Annotated in this window: 20 protein-coding genes, 1 tRNA gene and 2 pseudogenes; 15 read left to right on the top strand and 8 right to left on the bottom strand. The window is 65.9% G+C overall.

What is annotated here, in order from left to right:
- Nucleotides 1-57: 57 nt before the first annotated feature.
- Nucleotides 58-1,416 (top strand): lipopolysaccharide biosynthesis protein, encoded by a 1,359-nt coding sequence (locus tag ABEG17_RS06690; RefSeq protein WP_406832499.1) that lies wholly within the window; start codon nt 58-60, stop codon nt 1,414-1,416.
- Nucleotides 1,417-2,314: 898 nt separating this feature from the next.
- Here the strand turns inward: ABEG17_RS06690 and ABEG17_RS06685 are convergent.
- Nucleotides 2,315-2,977 carry a potassium channel family protein gene (locus ABEG17_RS06685; protein WP_406832498.1) on the bottom strand — a complete coding sequence of 221 codons (663 nt, stop codon included), beginning with the start codon at nt 2,975-2,977 and terminating at the stop codon, nt 2,315-2,317.
- A 394-nt stretch (nt 2,978-3,371) separates the two neighbouring features.
- Here ABEG17_RS06685 and ABEG17_RS06680 point away from each other — a divergent pair, with 394 nt between their 5' ends.
- Nucleotides 3,372-4,358, top strand: a complete 987-nt coding sequence (locus ABEG17_RS06680) for an Abi family protein (RefSeq protein ID WP_406832497.1) — start codon at nt 3,372-3,374, stop codon at nt 4,356-4,358.
- A 108-nt stretch (nt 4,359-4,466) separates the two neighbouring features.
- Complete coding sequence (locus ABEG17_RS06675; protein ID WP_406832496.1) at nt 4,467-6,395, top strand: ATP-binding protein; 1,929 nt, start codon at nt 4,467-4,469, stop codon at nt 6,393-6,395.
- A gap of 106 nt (nt 6,396-6,501) precedes the next feature.
- On the opposite strand, the gene ABEG17_RS06670 is transcribed toward ABEG17_RS06675, so the two are convergent.
- Nucleotides 6,502-7,128 (bottom strand): YdcF family protein, encoded by a 627-nt coding sequence (locus tag ABEG17_RS06670; RefSeq protein ID WP_406833148.1) that lies wholly within the window; start codon nt 7,126-7,128, stop codon nt 6,502-6,504.
- Nucleotides 7,129-7,147: 19 nt separating this feature from the next.
- The gene (locus ABEG17_RS06665) at nt 7,148-7,915 is read right to left on the bottom strand and encodes a GntR family transcriptional regulator (protein WP_406832495.1); all 768 of its coding nucleotides are present in this window, start codon (nt 7,913-7,915) and stop codon (nt 7,148-7,150) included.
- 166 nt (nt 7,916-8,081) lie between these two features.
- Here ABEG17_RS06665 and ABEG17_RS06660 point away from each other — a divergent pair, with 166 nt between their 5' ends.
- From ABEG17_RS06660 to xerC, 6 genes are read left to right on the top strand one after another with little or no spacing between them, the layout of a single operon-like run.
- A complete protein-coding gene (locus ABEG17_RS06660) occupies nt 8,082-8,546 on the top strand; it encodes a plasmid replication, integration and excision activator (protein WP_406832494.1) in 465 nt (154 codons plus the stop codon).
- On the top strand, nt 8,543-8,794 hold the full coding sequence (locus ABEG17_RS06655) for a hypothetical protein (RefSeq protein WP_406832493.1): 252 nt from the start codon (nt 8,543-8,545) through the stop codon (nt 8,792-8,794). Before ABEG17_RS06660 ends, ABEG17_RS06655 begins: the two co-directional genes overlap by 4 nt.
- A 12-nt stretch (nt 8,795-8,806) precedes the next feature.
- Nucleotides 8,807-10,408, top strand: coding sequence for an FtsK/SpoIIIE domain-containing protein (locus ABEG17_RS06650; RefSeq protein ID WP_406832492.1), 1,602 nt, complete (start codon nt 8,807-8,809; stop codon nt 10,406-10,408).
- A gap of 5 nt (nt 10,409-10,413) precedes the next feature.
- Nucleotides 10,414-11,955, top strand: coding sequence for a replication initiator (locus ABEG17_RS06645; RefSeq protein WP_406832491.1), 1,542 nt, complete (start codon nt 10,414-10,416; stop codon nt 11,953-11,955).
- A gap of 34 nt (nt 11,956-11,989) precedes the next feature.
- Nucleotides 11,990-12,178 carry a helix-turn-helix transcriptional regulator gene (locus ABEG17_RS06640; protein WP_406832490.1) on the top strand — a complete coding sequence of 63 codons (189 nt, stop codon included), beginning with the start codon at nt 11,990-11,992 and terminating at the stop codon, nt 12,176-12,178.
- On the top strand, nt 12,175-13,350 hold the full coding sequence (gene xerC / locus ABEG17_RS06635) for a tyrosine recombinase XerC (RefSeq protein WP_406832489.1): 1,176 nt from the start codon (nt 12,175-12,177) through the stop codon (nt 13,348-13,350). Before ABEG17_RS06640 ends, xerC begins: the two co-directional genes overlap by 4 nt.
- Before the next feature lie 78 nt (nt 13,351-13,428).
- Here xerC and ABEG17_RS06630 read toward each other — a convergent pair.
- Nucleotides 13,429-13,501 (bottom strand) — tRNA-Lys (locus tag ABEG17_RS06630).
- Nucleotides 13,502-13,917: 416 nt separating this feature from the next.
- Between ABEG17_RS06630 and ABEG17_RS06625 the strand changes: the two are divergent.
- A pseudogene (locus tag ABEG17_RS06625) lies at nt 13,918-15,176 on the top strand (mannitol dehydrogenase family protein); the annotation flags it as partial.
- Nucleotides 15,177-15,412: 236 nt separating this feature from the next.
- On the opposite strand, the gene ABEG17_RS06620 reads toward ABEG17_RS06625, so the two are convergent.
- The 4 genes and pseudogenes from ABEG17_RS06620 to ABEG17_RS06605 form a co-directional block, all read right to left on the bottom strand.
- Nucleotides 15,413-16,045 carry a hypothetical protein gene (locus ABEG17_RS06620; protein ID WP_406832488.1) on the bottom strand — a complete coding sequence of 211 codons (633 nt, stop codon included), beginning with the start codon at nt 16,043-16,045 and terminating at the stop codon, nt 15,413-15,415.
- A gap of 280 nt (nt 16,046-16,325) precedes the next feature.
- Nucleotides 16,326-16,790: a hypothetical protein gene (locus tag ABEG17_RS06615; protein ID WP_406832487.1), complete on the bottom strand. Its 465-nt coding sequence runs from the start codon at nt 16,788-16,790 to the stop codon at nt 16,326-16,328.
- A gap of 381 nt (nt 16,791-17,171) precedes the next feature.
- Entirely contained in the window at nt 17,172-17,981 is an 810-nt protein-coding gene (locus ABEG17_RS06610; RefSeq protein WP_406833147.1) for a PrsW family glutamic-type intramembrane protease, read from the bottom strand.
- Nucleotides 17,982-18,161: 180 nt separating this feature from the next.
- Nucleotides 18,162-18,230, bottom strand: a pseudogene (locus ABEG17_RS06605) (zinc-ribbon domain-containing protein); the annotation flags it as partial.
- Between the two features lie 674 nt (nt 18,231-18,904).
- Here ABEG17_RS06605 and ABEG17_RS06600 point away from each other — a divergent pair.
- The 5 genes from ABEG17_RS06600 to ABEG17_RS06580 all read left to right on the top strand — a co-directional run bounded on the left by ABEG17_RS06600 (nt 18,905) and on the right by ABEG17_RS06580 (nt 25,965).
- Nucleotides 18,905-19,261 (top strand): hypothetical protein, encoded by a 357-nt coding sequence (locus ABEG17_RS06600; RefSeq protein WP_406832486.1) that lies wholly within the window; start codon nt 18,905-18,907, stop codon nt 19,259-19,261.
- A gap of 354 nt (nt 19,262-19,615) precedes the next feature.
- Nucleotides 19,616-22,108, top strand: coding sequence for a hypothetical protein (locus ABEG17_RS06595; RefSeq protein WP_406832485.1), 2,493 nt, complete (start codon nt 19,616-19,618; stop codon nt 22,106-22,108).
- 1,145 nt (nt 22,109-23,253) lie between these two features.
- Nucleotides 23,254-23,436 (top strand): YegP family protein, encoded by a 183-nt coding sequence (locus ABEG17_RS06590; protein ID WP_406832484.1) that lies wholly within the window; start codon nt 23,254-23,256, stop codon nt 23,434-23,436.
- Between the two features lie 358 nt (nt 23,437-23,794).
- On the top strand, nt 23,795-24,544 hold the full coding sequence (locus ABEG17_RS06585; RefSeq protein WP_406832483.1) for a dienelactone hydrolase family protein: 750 nt from the start codon (nt 23,795-23,797) through the stop codon (nt 24,542-24,544).
- Nucleotides 24,545-24,783: 239 nt separating this feature from the next.
- Nucleotides 24,784-25,965 carry an IS110 family transposase gene (locus ABEG17_RS06580; RefSeq protein WP_406831248.1) on the top strand — a complete coding sequence of 394 codons (1,182 nt, stop codon included), beginning with the start codon at nt 24,784-24,786 and terminating at the stop codon, nt 25,963-25,965.
- Nucleotides 25,966-26,062: the final 97 nt, after the last annotated feature.

Raw genomic sequence — 26,062 nt, 5'->3', positions numbered from 1 at the left:
GCCAGCTCTCTGTCCACCCGATGGGCGTCGGGTCTGATGGGAAGCGTTTCCCAGGGCATGGTGCGCTTCCTCTACAGCGTCCTCATCGGCCGCTTCCTCGGCGTCGCGGTGCTTGGCAGCGTCAACGCAGCCATTTCTGCCGCGCTGCTGCTTAGCCTGCTCTGGCCCACGTCTGCAGGACAGGCCGCGACGCGGTTCGTGGCCCAGATGCGCGGGGAGAACCGCTCGGAGCAGGCCCAAGCGGTTGCCAATTATCTGGGGCGGCGGACGCTCAGCACTTCCCTTCTGCTGGCGCTGGCTACTATCGCCATTTGCCTGCTCGCCTTGCACTCGGACATCTGGACCGCCCTGTGCGCCGGGTTGCTGCTGTTGGGTTACGCCGGCTGGTCCTTCGCCCGAGGGGTGCAGTACGGCGCCGGGCAGATTGTCCGCGCCGCCGCCTGGGACGTGATCGGGTCCGTTTTCTCCCTGGTGGCGCTGGCCATTGTGCTGTTGCTGCACTTGAACCACGCCCTGTTGCTGCCGCTTGCGCTCTCGTACGGGGTCTACGCGATCATTTGCTGGCCGCGGGGGACGACTGCCGACGTCGATTCTGCGCTGATCAAGCCAATGAACCGCTTCGTGGGCTACGGGGTCTTGGGCACGCTCTCCAGCACTGGGTTGCTGCAACTGTCGATGATCGGCGCCCACCTGGTCGGAAGCCAAACTGGCGCCGGTCTTTACGCTGCGGCGCTGAGTCTCGCCACGCCGGCCACCATGCTGGCCCGGACGTTGAGCCAGGTCCTGTTCCCGACCATGGCGGAAGCGGGAGGCCGTGGAGACACCGATGCCTTGCGCCGACAGGCCGACTCGATCACGCGCGGCCTTGTCGTGATCATGATGCCCGTCTTCGGCTCCCTCGCCCTGGCCGGCCCCCTGGTGCTGAATGTGCTGTTCGGCGAGAAGTACATGCAGGCCCAGTCGCTGCTGCCTGTGCTGCTGATCGCCGTCATGTTCACGACGCTGCCGGTCGCCGCGGTCAACCGGCTCACCTCCACCGGGATCGGCGGTGCGCGATTCGTCTCCGCCGTCGCGGCAGGGGGACTGGTGCTGGCCGTGCTGCTATGGCTTCTGCTCTCGCCCACGCTCGGGGTGATGGGTATCGCCCTGGGCTACCTCATCGCAATGGCCTGCACCTCGGCCTTCCCCATCGGACGGGCCTGGCGGCTTGATGGTCAGCACTGGAGAGATTTGTGGCTGAAGGTGGGTCTCGGACTCGTCCTGCTCGCTGCCGGACTCGGCTATGTGCATGTTGTCTCGCCGCCGCTCTGGGCCGACGCCGGGCTAGCGCTTGCCTTCGTCGCTGTCTGGGCCGGGATCGCGTTCAAGGACATCCTCCTGCTCGCGCGCCTTCGCCGGGGTCGCATTCGGAAGTGAGACAGATAGATGATCACCGACAGCTCGGGATGTACTAATCGGGATGGATGCTCCTGGTTGCTCCTTGGATAAGGGAATAACCCGGCGCTGAAGGTGGTGGCTTGCTGAACGTCGCAAATATGCGTCCATCAACTCACCTGCACTGATTCAGGTGGGCCCCGTCGGATTCGAACCGACAACCTACGGAGTGCCCGTCAGGCGTGCGTTCGTGAGTACTTTGGCCCGGTTTCCGTGCTTGGTGGCTGCCGCGTGGTTGTGGTCGTTCGGAGCACGATTGCGGCCTTCGTGTCCTGCTCGGTGTCCTCCTGATCGGCGGATCTCCCGAAAGCCTTTGGCTCGTCTGGAGGGAAGGGGCGTATGGATTATCGTCGTCGGCCTAGCGCGATTGATCAGTGGTCGAGCGGCGTCCAAGCCAACGGCGTCGACTTCGGGGTGCGCGATCAGCATCCTGTCGCTCGGCTCCCTCCAACGCTCTACGGTTGGCAGCGTCGACGGCGCCGATAACGTGATCCGCTATGCGGTCGGCGAGGTAACCCACTTCCTGCTCAGTGCGCGGCGGGTTGTCGAGAAGGTTTGCACCGTCGTTCAGTCCTGCTTCGACGGCTCGGCGGACGGCGATCCATGCTTCGTTACCCACGGCACGAGTGTGGCAGGGTCCCTCTGCTCGTCGAGCGAATTGTCCACAGCGTTGAGAGCTTCGCTGGGCACTCGGAGCCACCGAACCGATAGCGGAGCAGGGGAGCCTGCCGGAGTGGTCGGGTCAAGGGTGGCCGGAGGCCATCACGGAGTGACGCGTAGCGCCCTTGATGCGGCCCGGAGGTGGGCGGAGAGTGGAGCGAAGGGTCGGCGGCGGGACGGACACGTGCGCGGGGTCGTGACCGGGTTGCCCAAGGCTCCGCTACTGCTCCTCCTGGCTGGCCTGCGCCTCCCTGGCGTTGCGTTTGTCGTCCTCGAGGCTGGATACGAACCAGGCGGCGATGGAGGCCGTGATCGCGCCCACGAGAGCGATGCCCACCACCATGAGCATGACGGCGATGACGCGTCCTGTGGTGGTGACCGGATAGCGGTCGCCGTAGCCGACCGTGGTCACCGTGGTGGCTGCCCACCAGAGCGCGTCGCCGATGGTCGTGATGTTCGCGTTGGGGGCGTCTTGCTCGGCGTCGAGTGCGGCCACCGCGCCGAGCCCTACCGCCATCACAGCGGCGCCGATGACGTAGGTCGTGACCCGGCCGGCGAGGTTGCCGACTGCGCTTCTGTTGAGGATGCGGACGAAGGCCAGGAGGCGGAGCAGGCGCAGGGGGCGAAGGACTGGGAGCACGATGAGGGCGACGTCGTACCAGTGCCGCACGGCGTAGTTGCCGCGGTCGCGTGCCAGGGCGAGGCGAACCGCGAAGTCAATCGCGAAAGCGGCCCAGACGGTCCAGCTGATGTAGTCCAGGAAGGTGGCCAGCGTCGGGTCGATGCGCGGGTCGAGCACTGGCCAGGCGTAGGCGACGAGGAAGGCCAAGGCGAGCAGGAGTAGCGGGACCTCGGATCGGCGTTCCCAGCGCTCGACGGACATGGCAGCGAGGCTATGTCGTCGGGCGCTTTCGCGTGGGGTGTTGCGCGGGGTGCGGTGGGGTGCGCGTAGGGCGCGAAGCGCCCGGAGCGCGGGGCCCCATCGCGGGGCCCCGCGCCGCGGCGAAGCCGCGCTTGAGCCAGTAAAGAAAGTCTTCACGACTTAGCCGTGCGGTGGCCCTTCTTGCATGGATTGCGTGGTGGTCTGCAGGTCGCAGAGGGGCTTCACATCGACCGCGGCGCCGCTGGAATGCGAAGATAGGACAGCATCTGTCGGCGCCTTCGTAGTTGAGGACATGACGCCGCCGATCGTGCTAATGTCGCGGCACTACATCCCCCACGCCTCTCCACGATGCGCACTTGGGGGATTTTCTCTGCCTTGGCCAGGAGGGCCGTCGATGCCTCGACCGATGCGGCCGCGCGGCTCTCTTCGCTTCGACAAGCCGCCGCTCAGCGCTGACGAGCTTGTCGACCTGCTCACTGATCGAGGGCTTGAGGTGTCGGACCGCGAACGTGCTCGCCGGTACCTGAAGCACATCGGCTACTACCGGCTCTCCCCGTACACAATCCCCTTCCAGCAAGGCGGCCCTGATCACGTCCTTCGCGAGGGGACGTCCTTCGACGCACTCCTCGACCTCTACGTGTTCGACCGCGCGTTGCGCTTGGTCGTCTTGGATGCGCTTGAGCGGGTCGAGGTGGCCGTGCGCGCTGCCCTGACCGATCACATGTCGACGACCTACGACGACCCCCACTGGTACATGTCCCCGGAGCACTTCCATGACGGTGGTAGGCATGCGGGGCTCCTGAAGATCGTTCGAGACACCTGCGAGGAGCGACTGCGCGGCACGCCGGACGCTGGGCAGGATTCATTGATTCACCGCTCCGCCCTCGAGCACTATCTGACGACCTACAGCTCTCCCGAACTGCCGCCGTCCTGGCTCGTCGGTGAGACCTTGACCATCGGTCAACTCAGTAGCGCGTACCGCAACCTAAAGCGGCGCGCTGACAGGATGGCGGTGGCCAGGAGCATCGGCCTGACCGCGCCCGTGCTTGAGTCCTGGATGCCGACCTATGTGCGGGTTCGCAACATCTGCGCCCACCACGGGCGTCTGTGGAACGTCGGTCTGGGGGTGTACCCGGCCATCCCAACCTCACCGACGGTGCCTTGGCTGGTTGGAAAGAACGCTCTGCCGGATCGGTCGAGGAAGCGGCTCTACCCAGTCCTCGTGTCTCTGCAGTCAGTGCTCTACTCGGTCTCGCCGCGTAGCGGATGGGCCATGCGCCTCCACGAGCTTCTGAGCGCAAGGCCTCCAATGAACCTTCGCGGGATGGGAGTCCCCGAAGGCTGGGCCACTGACCGGTTCTGGAGCCGACGGTTGCCTTGAGCGCGATCCCTGCAACGGAGGGGATGGCATCAGTGATTGTGTCCCTTATCCGCGACGGGTGTCATAGGGTCTTGGCACACTGAGCCGAATGCTGGGGGAAATCGTGCCATGACGCAGGTCGCCGTTGCCGTAGGGCGAGATCACATCGTCAAGCTCATCAGACCGACGCGGCCCTTTGCTGCACTGGTGGAGTTGGTGTCCAACGCCCTTGATGCTGACGCCTCGACCGTGACCATCACACTCGAGAAGACCTTGCTTGGCGGAGTGCACCGCGTGAGGGTTGCCGACGACGGGGAGGGCATTTCGTTTGTGGCATTGCGCACTCTCTTCGGCCAGTTAGGAGGGTCTTGGAAGACCACCGGAAATCGACAAACCGAATCCGGTCGTCAATTGCTCGGTCGCGAGGGCCAGGGACGCTTCAGGGCCTACGCGCTGGGCCACGAAGTGACGTGGACTAGCGTTGCTGACGACCCCACGGGTCGCGTCAAGTTTGCGGTTGCTGGCTCTTCAGCCTCGCCGGAGACCTTCGAGGTCTCGGAAGCCGAAGCCTCCGATGAGGCGACGGGCTGTGTCGTGGAGTGCATCGCTGGCGATGCGTCCATGGGAAGCCTTTTGGCTGAGGACGTTCGCGAGCGGCTGGCGAACAAATATGCCGGCTACTTGTTCAAGCACCGTGGAGTCACCCTCACGTTTGAGGGCGAGCCGATCGACTTGGACGATGATGGCGCGGTTGAGCAGCGGGTCAGGCGCCGAATCGAGATTGACGGTGAAGCTCATCCAGTCGACGTGGAGATCGTTGAATGGAGCACGCAAGTGCCGCGGTCCATGGTCCTCTTCGGTGCCGACCCGGATGCTCCTCTGGTCGAACTGGGCCCCGGAATACACGCGCCAGGCTTCAACTTCAGCGTCGCGGTGTCGACCCCAGCTTTTGATGAGGACGATGCGACGCTCGCTGACATGGGCCACGCACGTTTTCAGCCCATCATCGATGGTGTGCGGTCAGACCTCCGCGCCTACTTCCAGCAGAGACAAGATAAGAAGACTCGGGAGCTGGTCGACAAGTGGAAGGCTGCGAACGTCTACCCGTACGCAGAGGAGCCATCCGATGAGATCGATGCGGCGTCTCGGGAACTGTTTAACGTCGTAGCGGTTACGGCATCCACTGGCATCGCCAATGATGCGGCGTCACAGAAACTATCGCTGCGGTTGCTCAAGGAAGCGCTAGAAACAGCGCCTGGAAATCTGCGACGCGTCCTCTCAGATGTCCTTGATCTCCCTGCGAGTGATATTGACGATTTGGCTGCGGTGCTGGACCAGACGTCGTTATCGTCCGTCATCGCGACTTCTCGAACCATCATGGACAGGCTCTCATTCTTGCGAAGCCTCGATGTCCTGCTATTCGATGCGGAGATCAAGAAGACCGTTCTGGAGCGCAGCCAACTGCACCGTATGTTGGCTGCGGAGCCCTGGGTATTTGGTGAGCAGTACGCCCTGGGAGTCGACGACAAGGGTATCGCTGAGGTCTTGAAGCGACACCTCTCGCACCTCGGTCGCGATACCGCGAACCTGGCACACGTGGAGATCGAGGATCGCAAGACGGCAATCGTGGATCTCATGCTTACCAAGACTGTCGAGGACAGCCAGAGGCAAAGACACCTCGTGGTGGAGCTAAAGCGCCCTGACTGCACGATCGGGTATACCGAACGGCAGCAGATTGAGGCCTACGCGATGGCCGTGGCGAATGACGAGCGGTTCCGTGATGCCAACACAGGGTGGGACTTCGTATTGATCGCAAATCGAGTCAGTAGAGACATCTCAAAGCTTGCGACGAAGCGGAATCAGCCTGCGGGCCTGATCCACGACGACCCGGACATGGACCTGCGCATCTGGATTAAGCATTGGGGTGCAGTTCTCGAGGATCGTAGGCAGGCTCTGCACTTTGCAAAATCGCACCTAGACCTCGATCCCGGTAAGGACGAGGCGCTGCAGGCCCTCCGCCAGAAGTATCCACAGTTCCTGCCAGACTCTGTCGCCTAAATCGGGGTCGTCGCGATGTGAGCCCTCTGAGTAGATCTCGGCTCGTGCGGCGGCGAATGGTCACGCGGGCGCGGGCGGTGTTAGGCGGGTAGTGACGTCGAGTCCGTTAGACCAGTCGACGTGTGTAACCAGCGGCCACCAGACGGTCGTACGCGGCCTTTGCTCCGGGGGTGAGCGACATGGGGATGGCGAAGCCCTTATCGGCATAGACCCAAATCCGTTGGGTGTCGCCGACGAGCATGTTGAGGACCTTGTCGTGGTCGCCGATGGACGCGATGTAGTCGGTCAAGCTCTGCAGTCGCGATGAGCAGATGACATCGAGCTCGGGCCAGAGTTTCTTGCAGGTCGCGTAGGCACGGCGCTGTTGGTAGGGGCGGCTGATGACGGTCGCGGATCTGGGGCGGATGCCCTCGCGGTCAAGTAGGTCCCGGGTCAGGGTGAAGTTCTCGCCGGTATTGCGTGCGCGTTGTTCGAGGACGATTGCTGTGTCAGGGACGCCAAGCGCCTCAGCTCGTTCGGCGTAGTGAATGGCCTCGCCCCTGGGGAAGACCTCGAGGGTCGTCGGCGCGTTGGATCCGGTGAAGACGATCAGCGGGAATCTGCCCTGGTGGTAGAGGTCCGCAGTGTGTTCGGCGACTCCAATGTCGTGACTGCCCAGTCCGATGGCGATATCAGTGTTGCGCGGCTCGTGGTGCATCTGGTGGTAGTCCCAGAGGATCTGGGCATCGGCCATGACGCTCACGGCAGCCTCCTCATTCGGGCATGTCGTAGGTGTAGGTCCACGAAAACCGTGAGGCGGCGTGGACCCCGGTGGCGTACTCCACGGCGTACCCGTCCTTGGTCCTGGTGATCCGCTCAAGGATCATCACTGGCTCTCCGGCCGGGAGCTCGAGCGTCGAGATCTCGTCTGGAGTGGGCATGCGGGCGTGGAAGGTCTCGGTGACCTCATGGGGCTCCAGGCCTTGGAGGGTGAGGACGGCGAAACCGCCTCCCCGACCTGCTGGACCCGGCGTCGGGTCGACCAGGGGAGTGCCCTCGACGTCTTGGGGACGGTAGTAGCTCGTCAGCGTGTGGGTAGGCCGGCCTTCGAGTCTCACGGTGCGGGCTCGCGCGTACAGCTGGCTGTCGGGCTCGACCCCGAGAACCTCGACGGCCTTTGGAGGGGGGCTGACCAGCTCCACGGTCTGCGTCTGATCGGTGCGCTCCCACGGCTGGCCAGATGCCTCGCGGTCCGCGATGAAAGCGACGCTGTCGCCGAACTTCCACTTGCTCTTGGCGTATCGATCCGCGCCGAGTCGGCGCATAGGAGGTCGTTCGCGGACGATCGTCCCTCGGCGGCGCACGGGAGTGACCAGTCCTTCGGCTTCGAGCATGGCCACAGCGTTGCGAACGGTCTTGACGTTGACCCCGAACTCGGCGGCCAGGTCGTCCTGCTTGGGCAGCGTGGAGCCCGGCGAGTAGTCGCCCCGCTCGATCTCGCCGCGCAACTGCGCCGCCAGCTCGCGATACCCCAAGCCCATCGTCTGTCCATCCACTCTGGTCGTTGCCCATCGAGAGTGGTCATAACGCTAGCGGTAACGGGCGTCAGGTAAGAAGTCTGTATATAGAACCGGTTCTAATTACAGGCGCGTGCTACCTTCCTCGTTAGAACCACCTCTAAGTGGTTCACCGACGAGAGGCAGAGCGATGGCGATTCAGCAGCGGATGCGTGTTCTGTTCGAGGACGTCTTCCCGGAGGGGGCGTTCGTGGTGGGGGAGGTCGAGCCGGTCGAGGACTACGAGCTGATCCGAGCGGCGCGGGAGACAGGCCGGGAGCCGGGGGATGTGCAGACCCGGGACAAGGTGACCGAGAAGCGGGTCTGGCAGGTCCGGGTGGTCGACGGTGACTCGATGGCGCGAAAGGGGCAGACCGAGGTCGTGGTGAAGATCGGCGCGGACCAGCAGCCGGTGCCGCCGCCGAAGATCGAGGGGCTGCCGTTCCGTCCCGTGATGTTCGAGAACCTGACGGTGACGGCGTGGATCGACGACCGGGGCAACCGACCGAATATCGCCTGGTCGTTCCGCGCTGACGGGATGCGCGCCCCCAAGCCGGGCGAGGTCGCCACCCCCAGCAAGGGGCCAGCTGCTGTGTCTGAGATGGGGGCGGCGTGATGCGCCCCGTCGAGGCCGTCCAGTGGGCCGACGCGCTGGACGTGGACGTGCAGGACGTCCCGGCGGTGCTGGGGCTGGAGGTGTCCCGGATGGACGGGCTGCGGAACGAGATGGCCAAGCTGCACCAGGAGCTGGCCGACGCCCCGCAACAGGACTTCCGGGCCACGTTGTGGCGCTCGATGTCGGCGTGGAGTGCCGCCCAGGGCCAGCTGATGGCCATCGCCGCCGACGCCCGCCGCACCGCCTAGGGGTGATGGGCCATGGCCAGTAGCGGTGGCATGTTCGGCAGCGACGACCCGGTCGCGATCATGGTCGAGGGCACCTTCCGGGCGGCGTTCCTGGTTCTAAGAACCGCGCTGCGAGTGGTGAGGCTGGCCGTCCGGTTCCCGGTCGTCTCAGTCCCTGCGGGCGGACTGGTTGCCGTCGACCAAATGGTGGGCCGGTGGCTCGCGGTCTGGATTGTCCTCGTGTTGCTGGCCGGACTGCTGCTGTGGCGGCTGGCGTGGCCGGACTCCTACCGGACCAAGGTTCGGCCGCGCCTGACACGGCTGTGGCTCTCGGTGGCCTATCCGGCGAAGTGGGCCCGGATCGCACCCCGACTCGGCCTGGTCGTCCCCGAACGCGAGGGCCGGCGCAGCGGCTACACCTACGGGGCGTTGAAGAAGGTCCACGTCTCCCCGGCCGGGATCGTTAAGGCCCTGGTGGTGATCCCGGTCGGGCTGACCCTGGACGACTACGCCCGCCGCTCCGAGGCGATCGCGGTGGCGTTCGGGGTGAGGGAAGCCCGGGTCACGCGGGCCGGGACGTCATCGGTGTGGGTCGAGCTGCACCGCTCCGACGTCCTGACCGCCACCGTCCGACCACTCCCGGTGAAGGCATCGGACGCCCTGAACCTTGCCGCGGTCCCGGTGGGTCGGCATGAGGACGGCACGGACTGGCGGTTCTCGCTGTGGGGCACCCACGTCCTCATCGCCGGGGCAACCGGGGCAGGCAAGGGCTCGGTCCTGTGGTCACTCCTACGCGGACTGTCTGCGGCGATCGATGAAGGGTGGGTGCAGGTATGGGCCATTGACCCCAAGGGCGGCATGGAACTGCGCCCGGGGCAGCGGCTGTTCTCCCGGTTCGAAGACGGCACCCCGGAGACGATGTGCGACCTGCTCGAAGACCTCGTCGCCGTCATGGACGCCCGCGCCAAGACCCTCGCCGCCCAAGGGATCCGCAAGCACCAACCCTCGGTGGACTCACCGCACCTGCTGGCCGTGATCGACGAGCTAGCCACCCTGACCGCGTTCGCCGAACGCACCACCGTCCGCCGCATCGAACAGGCCCTCGGGCTCCTGCTGACCAAGGGACGCGCGGTCGGCATCACCGTCTTGGCGGCGGTGCAGGACCCCGGCAAGGACGTCGTCGGCTGGCGAGACCTGTTCCCGACTCGGGTCGCGATGCGACTGGACAACCCGATCCAGGTCGACATGGTCCTTGGCGACGGAGCCCGAGACATGGGCGCCACCGCCGACCACATCTCCGAACGAACCCCCGGCGTCGCGTTCATCCGGGTCGAAGGCGCCCGAGCCATCCGACGGGTCCGCGCCTCGTACCTGACCGATGCCGACATCGCCGACCTCGCATCGTCGGTGACGGCGTCCCCGGCGTTGTCTGCGCCGCGTGCGCCGAAGCCGGTCGATCCGTTCGACTCGTGGCCACCGCGCCCGACCCCAGCTGCGCCTCGAGCCCAGGCAGGGTCGACGGCCACGGCCACGACGGCACCTATGGCGACGACGACAGCCACGGGGGACGGGTCGGCGCGCAAGCCGAGGAAGCCCCGCAAGCCGCGTAACCGCAACGGCTCCCAGGTCGCCTGACCGCCATGACCACGACCGGAGCCACGACAGCACCGCGACCCTTCGCCGGGTTCGGGGACGAGGCAGAGCTGGACCTCGACCTGGCCTCGCCCCGGGTCGCCGCCCAGGTCGTGAAGCGGTTGTTGTCCCCGGACTTCGAGGACTGGTCGGCCGCGGTGGCTCGGGTGGGGTCGTGCACCAACCCGATCCACCTGACCGGATCCTCCACCCGGGTCGACTCGGCAACGGGGGAGGTGTTGTCGTCGTACAGCTCGGACGCTGAGCCGTTGGGGACGACGTTGATCCGCTGCGGTAACCGCAGAGCGGATAAGTGCCCCTCCTGCTCGCGGGTGTACGCGGCCGACATGTTCCATCTCATCCGGGCCGGCGTCGCAGGAGGCAAGGGTGTCCCCGAGCGGGTGGGGGAGAACCCGCTGGTGTTCGCCACCCTGACCGCGCCGTCGTTCGGGCAGGTGCACGGCAAACGCGACAACGGGCGAGCCTGCCGACCCCACGCCAAGATGCCGCGTTGCGACCACGGAAGGCCGGCTACCTGTTACGCGAAGCACGCTGACGGGGACGAGCTTCTGGGGCAGCCGCTGTGCTGGGAGTGCTACGACTACGCCTCCCACATCGTGTGGCAGTGGTGGGCACCCGAGCTGTGGCGACGGTTCACCATCGCCCTCAAACGACTCCTGGCCCAACGCCTCGGCGTCCGCGATGCAAAGCTCAACGAGCACGTCACCGTTCAGTACTCCAAGGTGGCCGAGTACCAACGCCGCGGCCTGATCCACTTCCACGCCCTCATCCGACTCGACGGCCCCAAGACCGAGCAAGGCTTCGCACTGGCGCCGGAGTGGCTGACCGCACAACTCCTGGCTGAGCTGGTCGAGGACGCGGCACGATCGGTCCGGTTCACAGCATCACCGGTCTTTGCCGACGACGTCGAACGAGTGTTGGCATTCGGGACCCAGGTCGACTCCCGACCGGTGAAATTCGGGCACCGTACCGACGACCCCAACGGACCTCTGGCCCCCGAGCAGGTCGCCGGCTACCTGGCGAAGTACTCGACCAAGTCCGCTACCGACACCGTTGACGGCGACGGGTCGAACCCGCACCTTCGCCGGGCCCAGGCCGTGGCAGCCGAGTTCGCCACCCTCGTCGAGGACGAATGGGTCGCAGCAGGCATGCCGTGCGAGCTGAAGGAGCTGACCTACGGGCTGCTCGGGAAGTGGCACACCGCTCTGGGGTTCCGCGGCCACTTCGCCACCAAGTCTCGCCGTTACTCGGTCACCCTCGGCGCCCTACGTCGAGCCCGTCGCCGCGCCCAAGGTCTGTTGGCGGACGCGCAACGCACCGGCATACCTGTCGACCTCGCGGCTATGGAAGCCCAGTTGCTCGCTGACGACGAAGACGAAACCACGCTCGTCATTGGCTCCTGGTCCTTCGCTGGGATCGGTTGGGACACCGAAGGCGACGTCGAGCTCGCCCGTGCTGCTGCCGCTCGGGCACGGGAGTACGCACAACACCGTGCAGAGATGAAACGTGTTGCTGGGCAATCGAACTGAGAGGTGAAGGGTGATGAGTGGTGAGACGAGAGTCTTGAGCGATGACCGGTTGTGGACGGTCGAGGACGTGGCGTACTACCTCGGGGTGCCGGTGCAGACCGTGTACTGGTGGCGGGGTGCTGGGAAGGGGCCGCCCGGGCGTCGCGTGGGCAAGCGGGTCCGGTACCGCGGCGAGGACGTGAAGGCGTGGTTTGCCTCGCTCGCCGTAGGGGTGTCGGCGTGAGTGTGCTCGGCCTCGGTGAGCATGGGGAGGTCTTTTTCAGCACCGAGCGTGGGCGGACGGTGGCGATGGTCTACTACCGCGACTTCTCCGGCTTCCGTCGGCGTCTTCGCGCCACGGGGAAGTCGAAGGCCGAGGCGCGCCGAGCTGTTGAGGTGTCGCGGCAGCGCGCCCTGACCGTTGGGGCGGATGGTGACTTCACGCCGCGGTCGACCCTGGCTGATGGGGCCCGCGGTTGGTTGGTCATGTTCGAGGGCCTGGTCGAGCGTGGCAGCCGGTCGCCGTCTACGTTGGACCTGTACCGCGACGCCATCGAGCGGCACGTGATCCCGGGAGTCGGGGCCCTCAAGCTGGGCGAGGTCAGCACGGCCCGGATGGACCGGTTCCTCCAGTCGGTCCTCGAGGAGAAGGGCTATGCCACGGCGAAGCTGTGCCGCACGGTGCTTTCGGGACTCTGTGGCTGGCTGGTGCGTCGGGACGGCCTGAGTGTGAACCCGGTCCGTGACGTCACGCCGTTGGAGGCCGATCGGGATCGGACAGCGCGGGCCCTGTCGGTCAGGGAGATCAGCGACTGGCTGGCGATCCTGGACGCCGATCCGGTCGCCAAGAGGAAGGACCTTCCCGAGCTGGCGCGGTTCATTCTCGCGACGGGGCTGCGTCTCGGTGAAGCGTTGGGGATCCGGTGGAGCGATGTTGACATGGAACGCGGCGTGGTCAACGTCGAGCGCACGGTGATCCGGGTCAAGGGCAAGGGGCTGCGCGCGTCGCGGTTGAAGTCCAAGACGTCCTATCGCGTGCTGCTCCTGCCCGGGTGGTGCCTGGCGATGTTGAAGGCTCGTCGGGTGCGACTAGGGGCCTTCGACGGCCCGGTCTTCGCCGACGGCAAGGGTGGCTACCGGGATCGGAACAACGTCGGCAGGGCGTTCCGGGAGGTGCGGACTGGCACGGAGTTCGACTGGGTGAAGCCGCACACCTACCGCAAGACGGTCGCGACCCTGCTGGACGGGAGCGGCGCGACGGCACGTCTGATCGCTGACCAGCTAGGGCATTCGCGGGTGTCCATGACGCAGGACGTCTACCTGGGCCGGCGTGCTGTGGACCCGAGCGTGGCACTGGCGCTGGAGGGCTTCGACCCGGACGCCGGTCGCGGTCCTGAGCTGGGCGAGGCGCCGTGAGCGTGTCCTTCCCGGTGTCCTTCTCCGGGCCGGTCGAGCGGCTGAGTGCGCTGCTCGGGTCGCTGACCTGCGTGTTTGTGGGCCCCGTGGGGCTCGAACCCACAACCTACGGATTAAAAGTCCGCAGCTCTGCCAATTGAGCTAGAGGCCCGGGGGATCAGGATTTTAGTCGGGACTTCCCTAGGGACTTCACCTTGCCGATCACCGCCGGGGGACAGGTTACCTGCGGTTCAGGTTATGACTTGCTGAACCCGCGGGACAGGGGCTGCGCATTGTGGCCGCATGGCTCTGCTAGTCGGTCAGCCGTAGTGGGACGAACCTTGCAGCGCGTCACGGAGGGTGTGTCTGTCCGCCCAGAATGACCCGGCTTCATTTCCTACGAGTCGATGCCGTGTCCGGCCAGGCCACGTTGCTGGCCGGATGCAACGGATCTCGAGACCCGATCTCGGCGACGTCGAAGATGGTCGCGGCCTCGGTGACGGCAAGCGAGGGCTAGGGGACCTGGCCGGCCCAGTACAACCGCTACGCCCATCCCCCCAATCCCCGCGCCCGCGGCATCAGGCTCACCTGCGGGCGCAGGACGGGCTCCACACCTTGGTCGTCAAGCGCCCGACGGGCGGCGCGAGCCGCGCGTGATCGGCTCCATCGTCGAGACGATGTTCGCCCCCGACGACCCAGCTGCGGTCGTCGATCGGCTCGTCGGCCCGCAGACCCGGATCGTGTCGACGACGATCACCGAGGGCGGCTACCTGGTCAACCAGGTCACCGGTGAGTTCGACGACCAGGACCCGTCGATCCAGGGCGACCTCGCGGCCGACTTCGCCGCCGGCGACGCACCCACCACGGTGTTCGGCTTCATCGTCGCGGCCCTGGACCTGCGACGCCGTGAGGGGCGTGAGCCCTTCACGGTGATGGCGTGCGACAACCTGCCCGACAACGGCGACGTGGCGAAGCGGATGATGTGCGCCTTCGCCCGGCTCAAGAACCGGAGCTAGCCGACTGGATGGAGGAGCACGTCGCCTTCCCCAACTGCATGGTCGACCGGAACACGCCGGTCACCTCGCCCGAGGACATCGCTCTGCTGGAGAGCGAGTTCGGGATCCGCGACGGCTGGCCCGTCGTGTGCGAGCCCTTCGAGCAGTGGGTGCTCGAGGACCACTTCCGGCAGGGCCGTCCGCCGTGGCAGGACGCAGGCGTCCAGATGGTCGACGACGTGGTGCCCTACGAGCTGATGAAGCTGCGGCTGCCAAACGCCAGCCACCAGGCGCTGTGCTACCTCGGCCACCTCGCCGGGTACCGCTACGCCCACGAAGTCTGCCCAGGCCCCCGGTTCGTCGACTTCCTGCTCGCTTACATGAAGCGCGAGGACACCCCACCCTGCCCCAGGTCCCGGGGTCGACCTCGACCACTACCGCCACCAGCTCATCGAGCGGTTCGCCAACCCCGAGGTGCGTGACACCCTCGCCCGGCTCTGCGCGGAGAGTTCCGACCGCATCCCGAAGTGGCTCGTTCCGGTGATCCGCGCCAACCTCGCCTCCGGCGGCGAGATCGACCACTCCGCCCTCGTGGTCGTCTCATGGGCTTGCTACGCCGAGGGCGTCGACGAGCAGGGCGAGCCGATCGAGGTGGTCGACCGTCTCAGAGACCGGGTGATGGCTGCGGCGGCTCGACAGGGCGAGCACCGGCTGGCGTTCATCCGCGACCGTGACCTCTTCGGCAACCTCGCCGACGACGAGCGCCTCACCGCCGCGTACACCGCCGCCCTCGACGCGTTGCACACCAAGGGCGCCCGCCACACATTTGAGGCCAGCGACGCCGCAAAGTAACGGCCGCATTGCTCACTTGGCTAGAGGGACCTCGATCAGGCGCTCTAGCACGTCTGTATCAGGTGCCTCTCGGCCGCGCACGGTCCGCGTAGCGGACCGTGCGCCATTCCGTCGAGGCGCGCGTCCCCCGGGTGGTGGCCATGGCGTGGCGAGCCGCCGCCCTGCCCCACGATGTACTTTTCGTGGCGCGGCTCGTGAGGCGCGGCGGCAACACGCCGTCGCGCCTCCACCCGGTCTCAGGGGGTCCAGTACTGCTCGATGACTTTGATGTTGCCGGTGTTGTCGTAGTCGAGGACGGCCCAAATGCCGCCTTGGCCGTCCGCTCCAGCCCAGTGCATGCCGTTGCGGTGGTCCATCTGGTCGGCAGCGGGCAGGCCCTGCGTGAACGGCTTGGGGGTGCTGGTTTCGGTGTACAGGGTCATCTTGAGGGTCGCGGCGACCCGGGCGTGCGTCATCGTGGGGTTGTTGTTGATGATCCAGACGCCATTGTCAAGTTCGATTGGGTTGGGTCCGGCGCAGCCGGGGTCGTCCTGGGCTTCCCCTTCGCAGTAGTAAGCGCGGTCGTAATCGAGCCACCAAGTGTTGCCGACCTTGGTCAGGCCCTTGAGGAGGGCGAAGTGGGTCACGTTCGCGTTGACCGGTAGTTTCGCGGGCTTTTGGCGGATCTTGGGCTTGGGCGCCACAGCCTGCGTCGTCGGAGACGGGGCTGTCGTGGCTGTCGCAGTGGTCGCGGGTGCCGCGGGTGCCGGGGGTGCGGCGCTGGTCTGGGTTGCGGCGATCGGGGCCAGGCTGTCCTGGGACGAGCCGCATCCGCTGAAGATCAGGGTGATCAATGCGGCCACGATAAGAATGGTCGGGGTGCGGCGCATGGAAGGGCCTTCCAGTGGGATCAGTGAAGTTGGTATGCAGGCCGTCGTGCCGGACGGTGTCCCGGGGACCGGCGAGGTTTTGTTGCAGCGGCAAGCGCTCGGTGCGGACAACGAGCATCGAGACGGGCATCCGCGTGGGACACGAGAACCTCCGAGCGGTGTGCGAGTTCAAGATCCACACATCACCCGGAGGTTCTCCTCGTCGTCAACGCCCGAATGTCACCCACCTCCAAGCCGAGTGCAGCCGGAACGGTGGTGAGACGCGCTCGTTGACGCGCGGCTACAAGTCGAGTAGGTGACCTGCCGCGCGCGACGCGAATGCTTCGAGACGCGCCTTCTCGAAGAGTGTCACCGTGACATAGCTGGTATTCCCCGCATTGTTGGTGACGGCCATTGCCGCGCGCAGACCGCCGAGGAAGAGCAAGGCTCCGATGACGATCAACATCAGCGCGGCCCCCACGCTGGAGCCAAGGGTGAGGAGCCCGGCCAGGGCCAGGATCGCGCCAACAGCCACGCGGATGGGCCGGACGCGGGTCTCGACCCCAATCGACGAAACCTGCTTGAGCGGGTACAGAATTTGGCTCGCGCCAACCGGAATGATTCCGGCAAAGGTGTTGGGCTGGCGGCCGGAGATCCTCTTCTCGGTCACGGTCATTTCGGTCTTGAGCCAGAAGAGAACTGGGCTTGGGCTAAAGCTCTCGCGGGCGATGACGGTTTCGCCGGCGGCGAGGTTGTCGATGGTCATAGGTGCGTCTTTCTAGGTTCGGCGCTTCTGCCGGATGTGTAGCTGCAGCCCCCGGTTGAGAGCCCTGCTGTCTGGAGCCTGACATCGTTATGCGCGTTTTCGCCTCGTATGGGCTCCGCGATACACCGATCTGACGACCACGACCTAGTTCCTTTGGATGCCTTACGTCTCAGGGATCTGCCGCACTCTCGCGGGCAAGATCGCAACGGCCGGCGCTTCGGAGACGCCTGCGGCAACGCCATGCTGTCTGTTGCTGCGGGACATCAGCCCTCAGATGCGGTGGGGAGCCGTGCCTCATCACTGTTCCCCTCTCGGCGCCTCACATCGAGCTGTACTGGTGCTCTTGAAGCGGAGCCGGATTGCTTCTCGCCGATTGTGCGTCTAACCGCTCGGGGAGGACATGGATTCTGGCCCCGACTGGTGGCTGAGCGCGGGCAAGTCGGTTGGGTTTCCAATGACGAGTCGCTCGGCGATTCGATCTCCAGAGCGCACGTAGCCGGCGAAGATGAAGATGATCATTGCAGCTGTGAGAGTGCCAGCCCAGTTCGCCGCCCACGCGTCGTACGCGCCGTGCAGGACGGCTGCGAGGCCAAGGCCGGCCCCGATCAAGGCCCACCGACGCTGGGAATCGGCGTATGCAAGGCCGATGAAGTAGGCGCAGATGCCCGCGAGAATGGCATGCAGTAGTGAGTCGGTCAGTAGGCGCCAAGTGACCAGGGCGGTGTAGGAGCTCGCGGACATATAGCTGGCGAGGTCGGCGAATTTCTGGGTGTAAGAAACAGCCTCTGCGGCGCCGAAGGCCAGGCCGCTGACAGCACCGGCGAACAGGTAGGTCCGTGTGCTGGACGGCCGGGTCGACCTGAAGACGAAGAAGTAGATGGCCAGGGCCTTGGCGAACTCTTCGGGTAGACCGACGCCGAGAATCATGGTGACGAGGCTGGTGTCGTCGGGGGCGATGTGCTTCTCGAGGAAGATCGCGATGGCCGTCCCGGCGAATGCGGTGGCGAGAGCGATGCGCCCCAGTCGCCACCAGTCTCGATCTTCTGGGGCGATGAGCGCGTAGAGCACCACGAACCACAGCAGCGCGAAGTAGAGGGCGAAGCCCCAGGCGATCCGATGGATGTCCTGGTCGTCGCCCGTGAGTCGAAGGATGAGGAAGGGCGCAACGGCGAAGAGGCCGAACAGTCCCACCCACCCCTGACGCCACTGACCGTCGGTCCACCACGCCCTCAGAGGCACAAGGTCGGCCCACGCTACGGAGCGACGGTGGGTGCTGACGGGGACGAAGCTACTTGTCGTTGGAGCGACGGAGGGCCGCGTCGGAGTAGCTGATACCGGTGGAGGGGGAGCGACTGGGGATGCAGCCACTGGATGGCCGCAATGGATGCAGAAGGCTGCATTAACGGGCAGGGGCTCACCACAGTGGGTGCAGTACTTCATGTGGTCGTCCTTGGGTCAGGCGTCCCAGTTCCGTTGGGACCGACTTCATAGCGATGGTTGAGGCGCAACATAGGCCGTTCTACGTGGCAGGGAGGATGTCCGGCCTCATCCGTTTGGTCATGCTTACGTCGATGTGTCCCGACGAGGGCTGAATCAGTGCGGCTTCAAGCCGTGTTCTGCCAGTGTTCCAAAGTCCAATTTGAATGGAGCGGGGAATGGCAGACCGGGATCAGGCGGATGCTGCGGCAGAGCCGAAGCTGGTTACGTGGGGCCTAGGGCCCGAGGGCTTCACCGATGCCGCTGCGGGAGCTGCCGCAACTTCAAGGGAGGGGGCTCCGGATCGCCCCGGACGCCGTCGCGGTCCCCTCCTCGTCATCGGAGCAGGACTGATGGCGGCGGTGGCCGTAGTTGTGTGGGTCGCTGTGTCCAAGGTCGGTGACCACGGTCCCGGCCAAGGGGGGCCAGCCACCACCAATGCTGCAGCCGCGCCGGTCGCCTCCAAGAGTGCAGCGGCAACTCCCAGCGTGACTCCCACGTCGAGTGCGGCACCGAAGAAGCCGAAGGCCACGGTTCCGGTGGCGGTCCAACGCCCAAGGCCGACCCGCTCTGCGAACCCGGCTGAGACTCGCGCCCTGTCCGACCTCGCAGGTCTGCGCGCCGACGACGTGGCCCAGGTGACGCTCGACGGGTCGTGGGCTGCTCAGCTCTCGTCGAAATTCATCGGCGTGACAGACCCACTTGCGCTGGCTGCCAACGGAACCCATCGTTTTCTTGCCGCGGACATCCTTGCCGAGCACTTGGCGCTGCGCGGGGACGACCGATTCTCCGGGTCCAGTGTCGTGCTGCTCAAGGGAACAGATTTCGGCAAGAAGAGCACGGTCAATGGCAAGACGCTCTGGGTGACGCTGGCGGTTGGTTACTTCTACGACGAGCAGTCGGTGCAGGACTTCTGTCAGAGCGCCTATCCCGACAAGTCCGGTCCGGCCCTGGCAAACGTCTGTATGCCGCGCACGCTCACCCCCCCTCACTGACCCGCCCTAGCGTGCGGCCGCAGTCACTACCAGGAGTCATTCATGCCAACTTGCATCACCTGCTCGGCTCAACTGCCTACGGGCGCCCGGTTCTGCTCTGTGTGCGGTTCCCCCCAAGAGGAGCCGCTGCCCACGTTCGAGGCGCCTGCGGCAGCGGCAGTAGAGGCGGTAGAGGACGCCGGCGAGACAGAGCGAGTACCCGCATCGGTGGCGGGCGCCCGCCCTGCTGAGAGTGCGACAGTGCCGGCTGCGCCCCAAGGGGACATTGGGGCCACGGTGCATCCGGATCGGCGGTCAGCCGGTGCCACGGGCGCCGTTACGCCGACGCCCGTTCCACAGCGTGCCGGCGCGGCGATGGCGGGGCTGAAGCGGACCGCTCTGAATCAAGAGCACGCCACCGCAGCCGGGAAGATTGCTCTGTTGACAACGGCGCCCGTGCTGGTCCTAGCGCTGGTTGTCGTGCTGCTCACCGCACTAGCCGCTCCTCACGGACACCGCGGCAGTGCCCTCGACTTGTTGCGTGCCAGCCTGTGGCTTGCCGGGTTGGCATGGCATGGCACCCTCGCCGCCACAGTGCGGGGCACCGTCGCCGGGGAAGAAGACTTCTCCGGGGGGAGTTTCGAAGCGGTGGCCTCCGCTTCAGCGGCACCGCTGCTGCTGACAGGGGTCTCCATCGGGCTGCTGTTCTGGCTCTCCCGCCGCGACGAGCACCGACGGCCATCACGGGACTCCTCCCAACTCGCTGGGCGCGGCGTGCTTACTGCGGGCATCCTGGCCGCAGGGTGGGTCCTGCTGGCCCTAGTCAGCAGAGCCAGCAAGGGTTTCGGACTGGACCTGGCCCACGAGCTGGGCAACGACATCTCGTCCACCGTTAGATTCAGCTTGGGTTTGGACCCGGTCCGGACCGCGATTTCGGTGCTGGCGATCAGTTTGGTCGTCAGCCTGGCCGGCCGGTTCTCGGCTGCTGCACTCGAAACGGCGCAGCCCTCGTGGGTTGTCTCGTGCATGGCTGCCTTCAGGGCCGCCGTGCGCCTCGTCACGGCGGTCGTCGCGTCTACGGCGGTGGTGTTCTTGGTGTACGCCATCGTCGAGACGAGCAAGGCGGTAAGTGACAGCGAGAACACGTTCACCACGGCCGTGACGGACCCCAACAACATGGGGCCCTACGCCGGTGTCGCGATCTGGGCTGCGCTACTGCCCAACGTCCTCATCACGGCGGCGGGATTCGCGTTGGGCAGCGACGTGTCGGCTACGAGTGACGGCGCTCTTTCCGGTTACCTGCCGTCCCTGCTGAACATGAACGACCTCCCCACCGACGCGCTGGCCTACGGGCTCTTCTCCGACTCCTCGCGACCTGCCTGGTTCTACATACTGTTGGTGACGTCCCTGGTGGGGGCGCTGGCAGGTGCGGTGCGCAGCATCCTGAGGTCTACGCGGAAGCCGTTGAGCCTTGGCACTGCCGCGCAGTGGGTAGTCGCGACGGCGACATTGTGGGCTGCCCTGTCCTGGCTAGCGGGGGCCAGCGTGCACGTGAGCGCCCAGGCCACTGGCCAGATCGCAACCAACGCATCGTCGCTGGGTGGCCTGGACTGGCACGGTCGTGCCGGTCTGACCTACACAGGCATCATTGGTCTGGCGGTGGTTTGGACCGCTGCTGCGTACTTGGCTGCAACCGCCATCGCGCCAAGCCTGGGTGGTATCGCGCCTCGCACTCTGGCGATCGTGGGCGCCTCCCGAAGTCATCGCCTGGCACCAAGTTGGTCCCTGAGCCTGGCCGATGCAGCAGTACGCATGGGCAAGACGATCCCGGCGTGGCTGCGCGTCGACGCCGACAACGCAGCCCGCGCCGGTGTCGCCGTTGAACAAGTGCGCATACGCCCAAAGGTCGCCCGGCGGATCGTCGTCACAGGATCCGCAGTGGCCATCGTCGCGGCAGCCCTCGTTGGGGGCTACGCCTACGCATCAACGCGCCTGTACGGCCCGGTACCCGCCGCGCAGCAGTACCTTGATGCGGTATCAAGCGGCAACGCCACGGCGGCCCTGGCGTTGGCCCGGGTCGAAGGCGGGAACACGACCCTGCTCGTCGACCAAGTCCTCAAGGCGCAACTCAAGGCCGCGCCGATGACCGCAGTGCACGTCGGCAAGGCCGACATCACCGCAGACTCGGCCACCGTTGAAGTGTCCTACGCGATCAAGGGAGACCTGAGGACGACGGCGTTGCACATGGTCAAGGACGACAACCGGCCGAAGTGGGGCGGCCTGTTCAAGGAGTGGGCCGTGGTGGACCCCTTCGCCGAGGTGACCATCGACGGTGACGGCGAAAAGGTCCGCGTCGCGAACAAGACCGTCACCGGCGGCACGTACAAGATGTTCCCAGGACAGGTGGCGGCGACCCGACCCAACACGAAGATGTACCTCGGCGGATCAACGAGCTCATGGCTTCCACTGCCCGGTGACAAGGGGACCCTCTCCCTGGGTGGAACGTTGCGGCCCGCAATCGCCGAAAAGGTGAAGGACGAGGTCGTCCAGGCCGTGAACGCGTGCATGAACAAGGGCGAGCTGAAGCCATTCGGCTGTCCCTTCGGCGTGGACGCGTACCTCAGCGGCCGAGCAGTAGGGGTCAGGTGGCGGATGGACGGTCCGCTGCGGCAGACGTTGAGTGTCACGGGGGTGGGCAGTTCGGTCCGCGTCTCCGGACAAGTGCCGATGACCGTCGCTTACACGGATGTCTCTGAGTACTCCAGCGACCCGGCAAGCGAAGACGTCACAGCCGACGTCTCAGCCACCGTCACATATACCGATGCTGAGCCGATGGTCGTCACGTTCGACAACGCCAACGTGTCCTGAAGGTGACGTGCGGGATTTCCACACCCGACGGAGGGCGCCACTTGCACTGCCCATTGCACGCTCAGTATTTGGCCGCGCCGTTGCGTGCCAAAGCCGAAGGAGGGTCTGCTGCACGAACGGGTGAGGGACCGATGATGACTTCTGTGTCGGTGCCTAGGTGGCGGAGCGCCTGCTCTTTGATCTGTGAGCGCATCCCTTCGTCGGTCAGGTGGAAGGCACCATTGAGGTCTAGACGTCATACGCGCAGAACGCGCCCGGACTCCGTCGGCATTACCCCGGCGCCAGCCGACCGGCGCTAGAGGTTCAGTGAAGCTCGTAGTCAGGCTGCAGTGCGCCGGGTCATCAGGAGCCCACAGGCGAAGCAGGTCCGGGGTCCGTGAGATTGGCACACGGATGCCGAGGACGGGTCGGTGGCCAAGGCTCTTGCTAGGAAGTCGTCAGGCAGGCGTGAGGTGCGTATGGAGTGGTGCTTCTTCTCGCCGCCGACGAGCGCCCACCGCCACCCTGGTGCGTTGCGTGGGCCGTCGGCCAAGTAGCGCAGAGGCGCGCGGACCCACCCTGATTGGAAGCTGATGAAGACGTCACCGAACGTGGCTTGAGGGTTGTCTTCGATGAGTTCCCAGTCCCAGAAGTTCAGGTCCTCGGTGTCCACCTGCGCTCGTCTGGACGTTGCTCGATCCAACGAGACGTCCCCGCCCGCAGGCACAACCGTCGCAGTGACGGTGCTTGCACCCGTTGTCCGGGTCGTCGACGTCGAGAGCTTCAGGGTGAGCTTGGCTGGGGTTCGTACCGTCATGCCCGTCGCCAACGACTGCGCCAGCTGGCCCCTGCCGACTTCGACGGCCGTCGCTCGGACCCACGCGGGTCCGGCCTTCACGGGCGCCCACGCGGTCTGGAAACGGCCGGCGGCGTCGGTGACCGTGGTCCCAGCCGGGGTGAACGGGCCGCTGGCGCTCTAGCGCAACCCCCAAACCACAGGTCGGGGCTTGCTGTGTCGGCACGCGCTGGCGGTGAGCGGGTGCGGTCGCTGCTGGCTTGGCCCTACAGGTGAACCGGGAGGGCCAGCTCACCGCACCTCTCGCGGGGCGCGTGTTGTTGCCCTAGGTTCCAGGTTGTCAGTTCCGCCGAGCAGAGGGGTTGTAGGGATGGCTGGGAAGTTCGAGCTGTACAAGGACAAGTCGGGGAAGTTCCGGTTTCGCCTGAAGGCAGGCAACGGTGAGGTCATTGCGACGGGCGAGGCGTACGAAAGCAAGGCGTCTGCGCTGAACGGCATCGAGTCGGTCCGCAAGAACGCAGGCGACGCGAAGGTTGATGATCAGACGGACTGATCGCAACGGGACTGCAGCGCCCTGGCCTGACGGCCAGGGCGCTGCTTTGTCGTGATGTGCGGTGCGAGCAATGCGCGAAGCCAGCGCTTGGAGGTCGTGGCCCGGGCCGCCGTAGGCAGCCCCGGACCTATCCCGCTGCCCAACCACATCACGCGGCGCCTGCCGCCGGACCACGGACTTGGGACGACTGCGCGGTCGGCCCAATCGAGAATCGGACTGCCGGCCCACGGGTTCCTTCAGGGACTTCCGATCTGCGGTATGACAGTGCGAATCAGCCCGTGATGGAAAGAGGACGAGTGGCCGCACTCATTACGCCCGCCCTCTAGTCGACTCACACTGCGACCGGTGACACTGAGCCATGAAGACAGAGCCGCTGGTCGAGATCGGGACGCCTTACGGCGTGATGCCGTCGTATACGGCGGTGCCCTCGACGTCGCCTCCGTGGCCCGGCGTTGTCGTCATCCACGACTTCACCGGCATGAGTCAAGACCTGCGACAGCACGCGGACTGGCTGGCCGAGGAAGGCTTCTTGGCGATCGCACCTGACCTGTACTACTGGGGCAGCCGTTTGCGTTGCCTGCGAACGATCATGCGTGAGCTCGGTCCTCGTCGTGGTCGCACCTTCGATGACATCGAGTTGGCACGGCAATGGCTACGCGACCAGGACGGCTGCACCGGGGTCGTGGGCGTGGTCGGCTTCTGCATGGGCGGCGGGTACGCCATCGCATTGGCCGAGGGCCACGGGTTCGATGCCTCGGCGGTTAACTACGGCGGTTGCCCTTCTGACGCCCGGGACTGGCTGCCGCGGGCGTGCCCGGTCGTCGGGAGCTTCGGCGGAGCCGACAAGTCCCCGTTGGGGGCCCGGGCCGGTGAACGGCTGGAGAACCTGCTGACCGAGTTCGACGTGTCGCACGACGTGAAGATCTACCCTGGCGCTGGTCACGGGTTCATGAACAACCACGCACCCGAGGACCAGACCTTGTTCCTGCGTTTCCTCGCTCGCATCTCGGGCACCCGGTACGACCACGCGTCCACCCTGGATGCTCGACGGCGTATCGCGGCGTTCTTCAGGGAGCACCTCCACTCGGATGCGCCCTCGTCGACATGACCATGGGGATCGCGGCTACTTAGAGACTGGTCGCAGGATCGGTGTCCGGCCAGACTCGGTCTAGGTGCTCGGCGAGACGCTCTTATTGCGGCTGCCCACCGGTGTCATTGGTGTGGCTCTCTCATGGCATGCGGCCTCGTCGGGCACCGCGCGAGGAGAGGCTCGAAAGGGGTTTGTTCTGCTCGAAGTAGCAATGCCCTCCCCGCTTCACGTCAGTTGGCGAGTGAAGGAGGAAGAGGATGGGTGTGATCATCGGGATGGACCCGCACAAGCGCTCGGCCACGATCGAGGTCATCGACCAGACCGGGCGGCTGGTGGCGGTGGGAAGGTTCGGGACGGACAAGGCCGGGTATGCCGAACTGCTTGCTGCTGGTCGGCTTCATCCTGACCGCGTATGGGCGGTCGAGGGCTGCAACGGCATCGGACGACACATCGCCCACCGACTCGTGCACGACGGGGAACGGGTCGTGGACGTCCCGGCCAAGCTCAGCGCTCAGGTGCGGATCTTCGCCACCGGCAACGCCCGCAAGACCGACCCGGTCGACGCGCACTCCGTTGCCTTGGCCGCGTTGTACGCCCCACCCGAGCCGGGGCTGCGCCCTGTCCTGGTGCAGGACGACCTGGTCGTCATGGCGTTGATGGTCGACCGCCGCGACGAGCTCGGCCGGGCACGCACCCAGACGATCAACCGGCTGCATCGGCTTCTGCTGGAACTGATCCCAGGCGGCGCAAAGCAGTTCCTGTCCGCCAGTCAGGCCCGCGCTTTGGTCGCGACGGTCAAGCCGCGCGACATCGTGGGCAAGACCCGTCGACGGTTCGTCGTCGAGCTCATCACCGAGCTCGAGGGGATCGATCGCAAGATCAAGGCGGCCGAGAAAGAGCTCACCGCCCTGGTCATCGAGCGCGGTTCGACACTGTTGGAGTTGACCGGGATAGGACCTACCGGCGCGGCACGGTTGCTGGCCGACGTCGGCGACATCCACCGCTTCCGCGACAAGGACCGGTTCGCGTCCTGGAACGGCACCGCGCCACTGGACGCGTCATCAGGAGCCCAGCAACGCCACCGCCTGTCCCGGGCGGGCAACCGACGGATCAACCGGACCCTGCACATCATGGCCGTCGTCCAGCTGCGGAACCCGACACCGGGGCGAGAGTTCTACGACGCCCGCAAAGCCGGCGGGACACCCTCGTTGATGGCGATGCGATCGCTCAAACGGCGCCTGTCGAACATCGTGTACGCCCGCATGGTCGCCGACCAGAACAGGCGCGACCAGAACAGGGCGACGGGCCCGGGAGGGCAACGGGGCAACGACTCTGACTCCAGCGCGACCGGCTCACAACCCCACACCGGCACTTCGGACAAGCCACTTCCCGGACCCGCCATCAACCAGCGTAGAACTCTCGCCCCCGCCATGTCTTGACCTAAAGGGGTGCCATGAGCGGACGTTTCGGTCCTACCCGACGGCGGTAGAGGCCCGGCCCGGGGCGTCAACAGTTTGGCCCGTTCTGCTGCGATTG

The sequence above is a fragment of the Pedococcus sp. KACC 23699 genome, assembly GCF_045348425.1.
Taxonomy (GTDB): domain Bacteria; phylum Actinomycetota; class Actinomycetes; order Actinomycetales; family Dermatophilaceae; genus Pedococcus.
Note: the sequence above shows the minus strand (reverse complement) of the source record. Positions and strands in the feature narration are given on the sequence as shown.

Excerpts from the sequence above, each read along its gene's own strand:
- ABEG17_RS06690 (WP_406832499.1), top strand. The coding sequence starts at position 58 with ATGGTGCGCTTCCTCTACAGCGTCCTCATCGGCCGCTTCCTCGGCGTC.
- ABEG17_RS06685 (WP_406832498.1), bottom strand. The coding sequence starts at position 2,977 with ATGTCCGTCGAGCGCTGGGAACGCCGATCCGAGGTCCCGCTACTCCTG.
- ABEG17_RS06680 (WP_406832497.1), top strand. The coding sequence starts at position 3,372 with ATGCCTCGACCGATGCGGCCGCGCGGCTCTCTTCGCTTCGACAAGCCG.
- ABEG17_RS06675 (WP_406832496.1), top strand. The coding sequence starts at position 4,467 with ATGACGCAGGTCGCCGTTGCCGTAGGGCGAGATCACATCGTCAAGCTC.
- ABEG17_RS06670 (WP_406833148.1), bottom strand. The coding sequence starts at position 7,128 with ATGGCCGATGCCCAGATCCTCTGGGACTACCACCAGATGCACCACGAG.
- ABEG17_RS06665 (WP_406832495.1), bottom strand. The coding sequence starts at position 7,915 with ATGGGCTTGGGGTATCGCGAGCTGGCGGCGCAGTTGCGCGGCGAGATC.
- ABEG17_RS06660 (WP_406832494.1), top strand. The coding sequence starts at position 8,082 with ATGGCGATTCAGCAGCGGATGCGTGTTCTGTTCGAGGACGTCTTCCCG.
- ABEG17_RS06650 (WP_406832492.1), top strand. The coding sequence starts at position 8,807 with ATGGCCAGTAGCGGTGGCATGTTCGGCAGCGACGACCCGGTCGCGATC.
- ABEG17_RS06645 (WP_406832491.1), top strand. The coding sequence starts at position 10,414 with ATGACCACGACCGGAGCCACGACAGCACCGCGACCCTTCGCCGGGTTC.
- ABEG17_RS06620 (WP_406832488.1), bottom strand. The coding sequence starts at position 16,045 with ATGCGCCGCACCCCGACCATTCTTATCGTGGCCGCATTGATCACCCTG.
- ABEG17_RS06615 (WP_406832487.1), bottom strand. The coding sequence starts at position 16,790 with ATGACCATCGACAACCTCGCCGCCGGCGAAACCGTCATCGCCCGCGAG.
- ABEG17_RS06595 (WP_406832485.1), top strand. The coding sequence starts at position 19,616 with ATGGCGGGGCTGAAGCGGACCGCTCTGAATCAAGAGCACGCCACCGCA.
- ABEG17_RS06590 (WP_406832484.1), top strand. The coding sequence starts at position 23,254 with ATGGCTGGGAAGTTCGAGCTGTACAAGGACAAGTCGGGGAAGTTCCGG.
- ABEG17_RS06585 (WP_406832483.1), top strand. The coding sequence starts at position 23,795 with ATGAAGACAGAGCCGCTGGTCGAGATCGGGACGCCTTACGGCGTGATG.
- ABEG17_RS06580 (WP_406831248.1), top strand. The coding sequence starts at position 24,784 with ATGGGTGTGATCATCGGGATGGACCCGCACAAGCGCTCGGCCACGATC.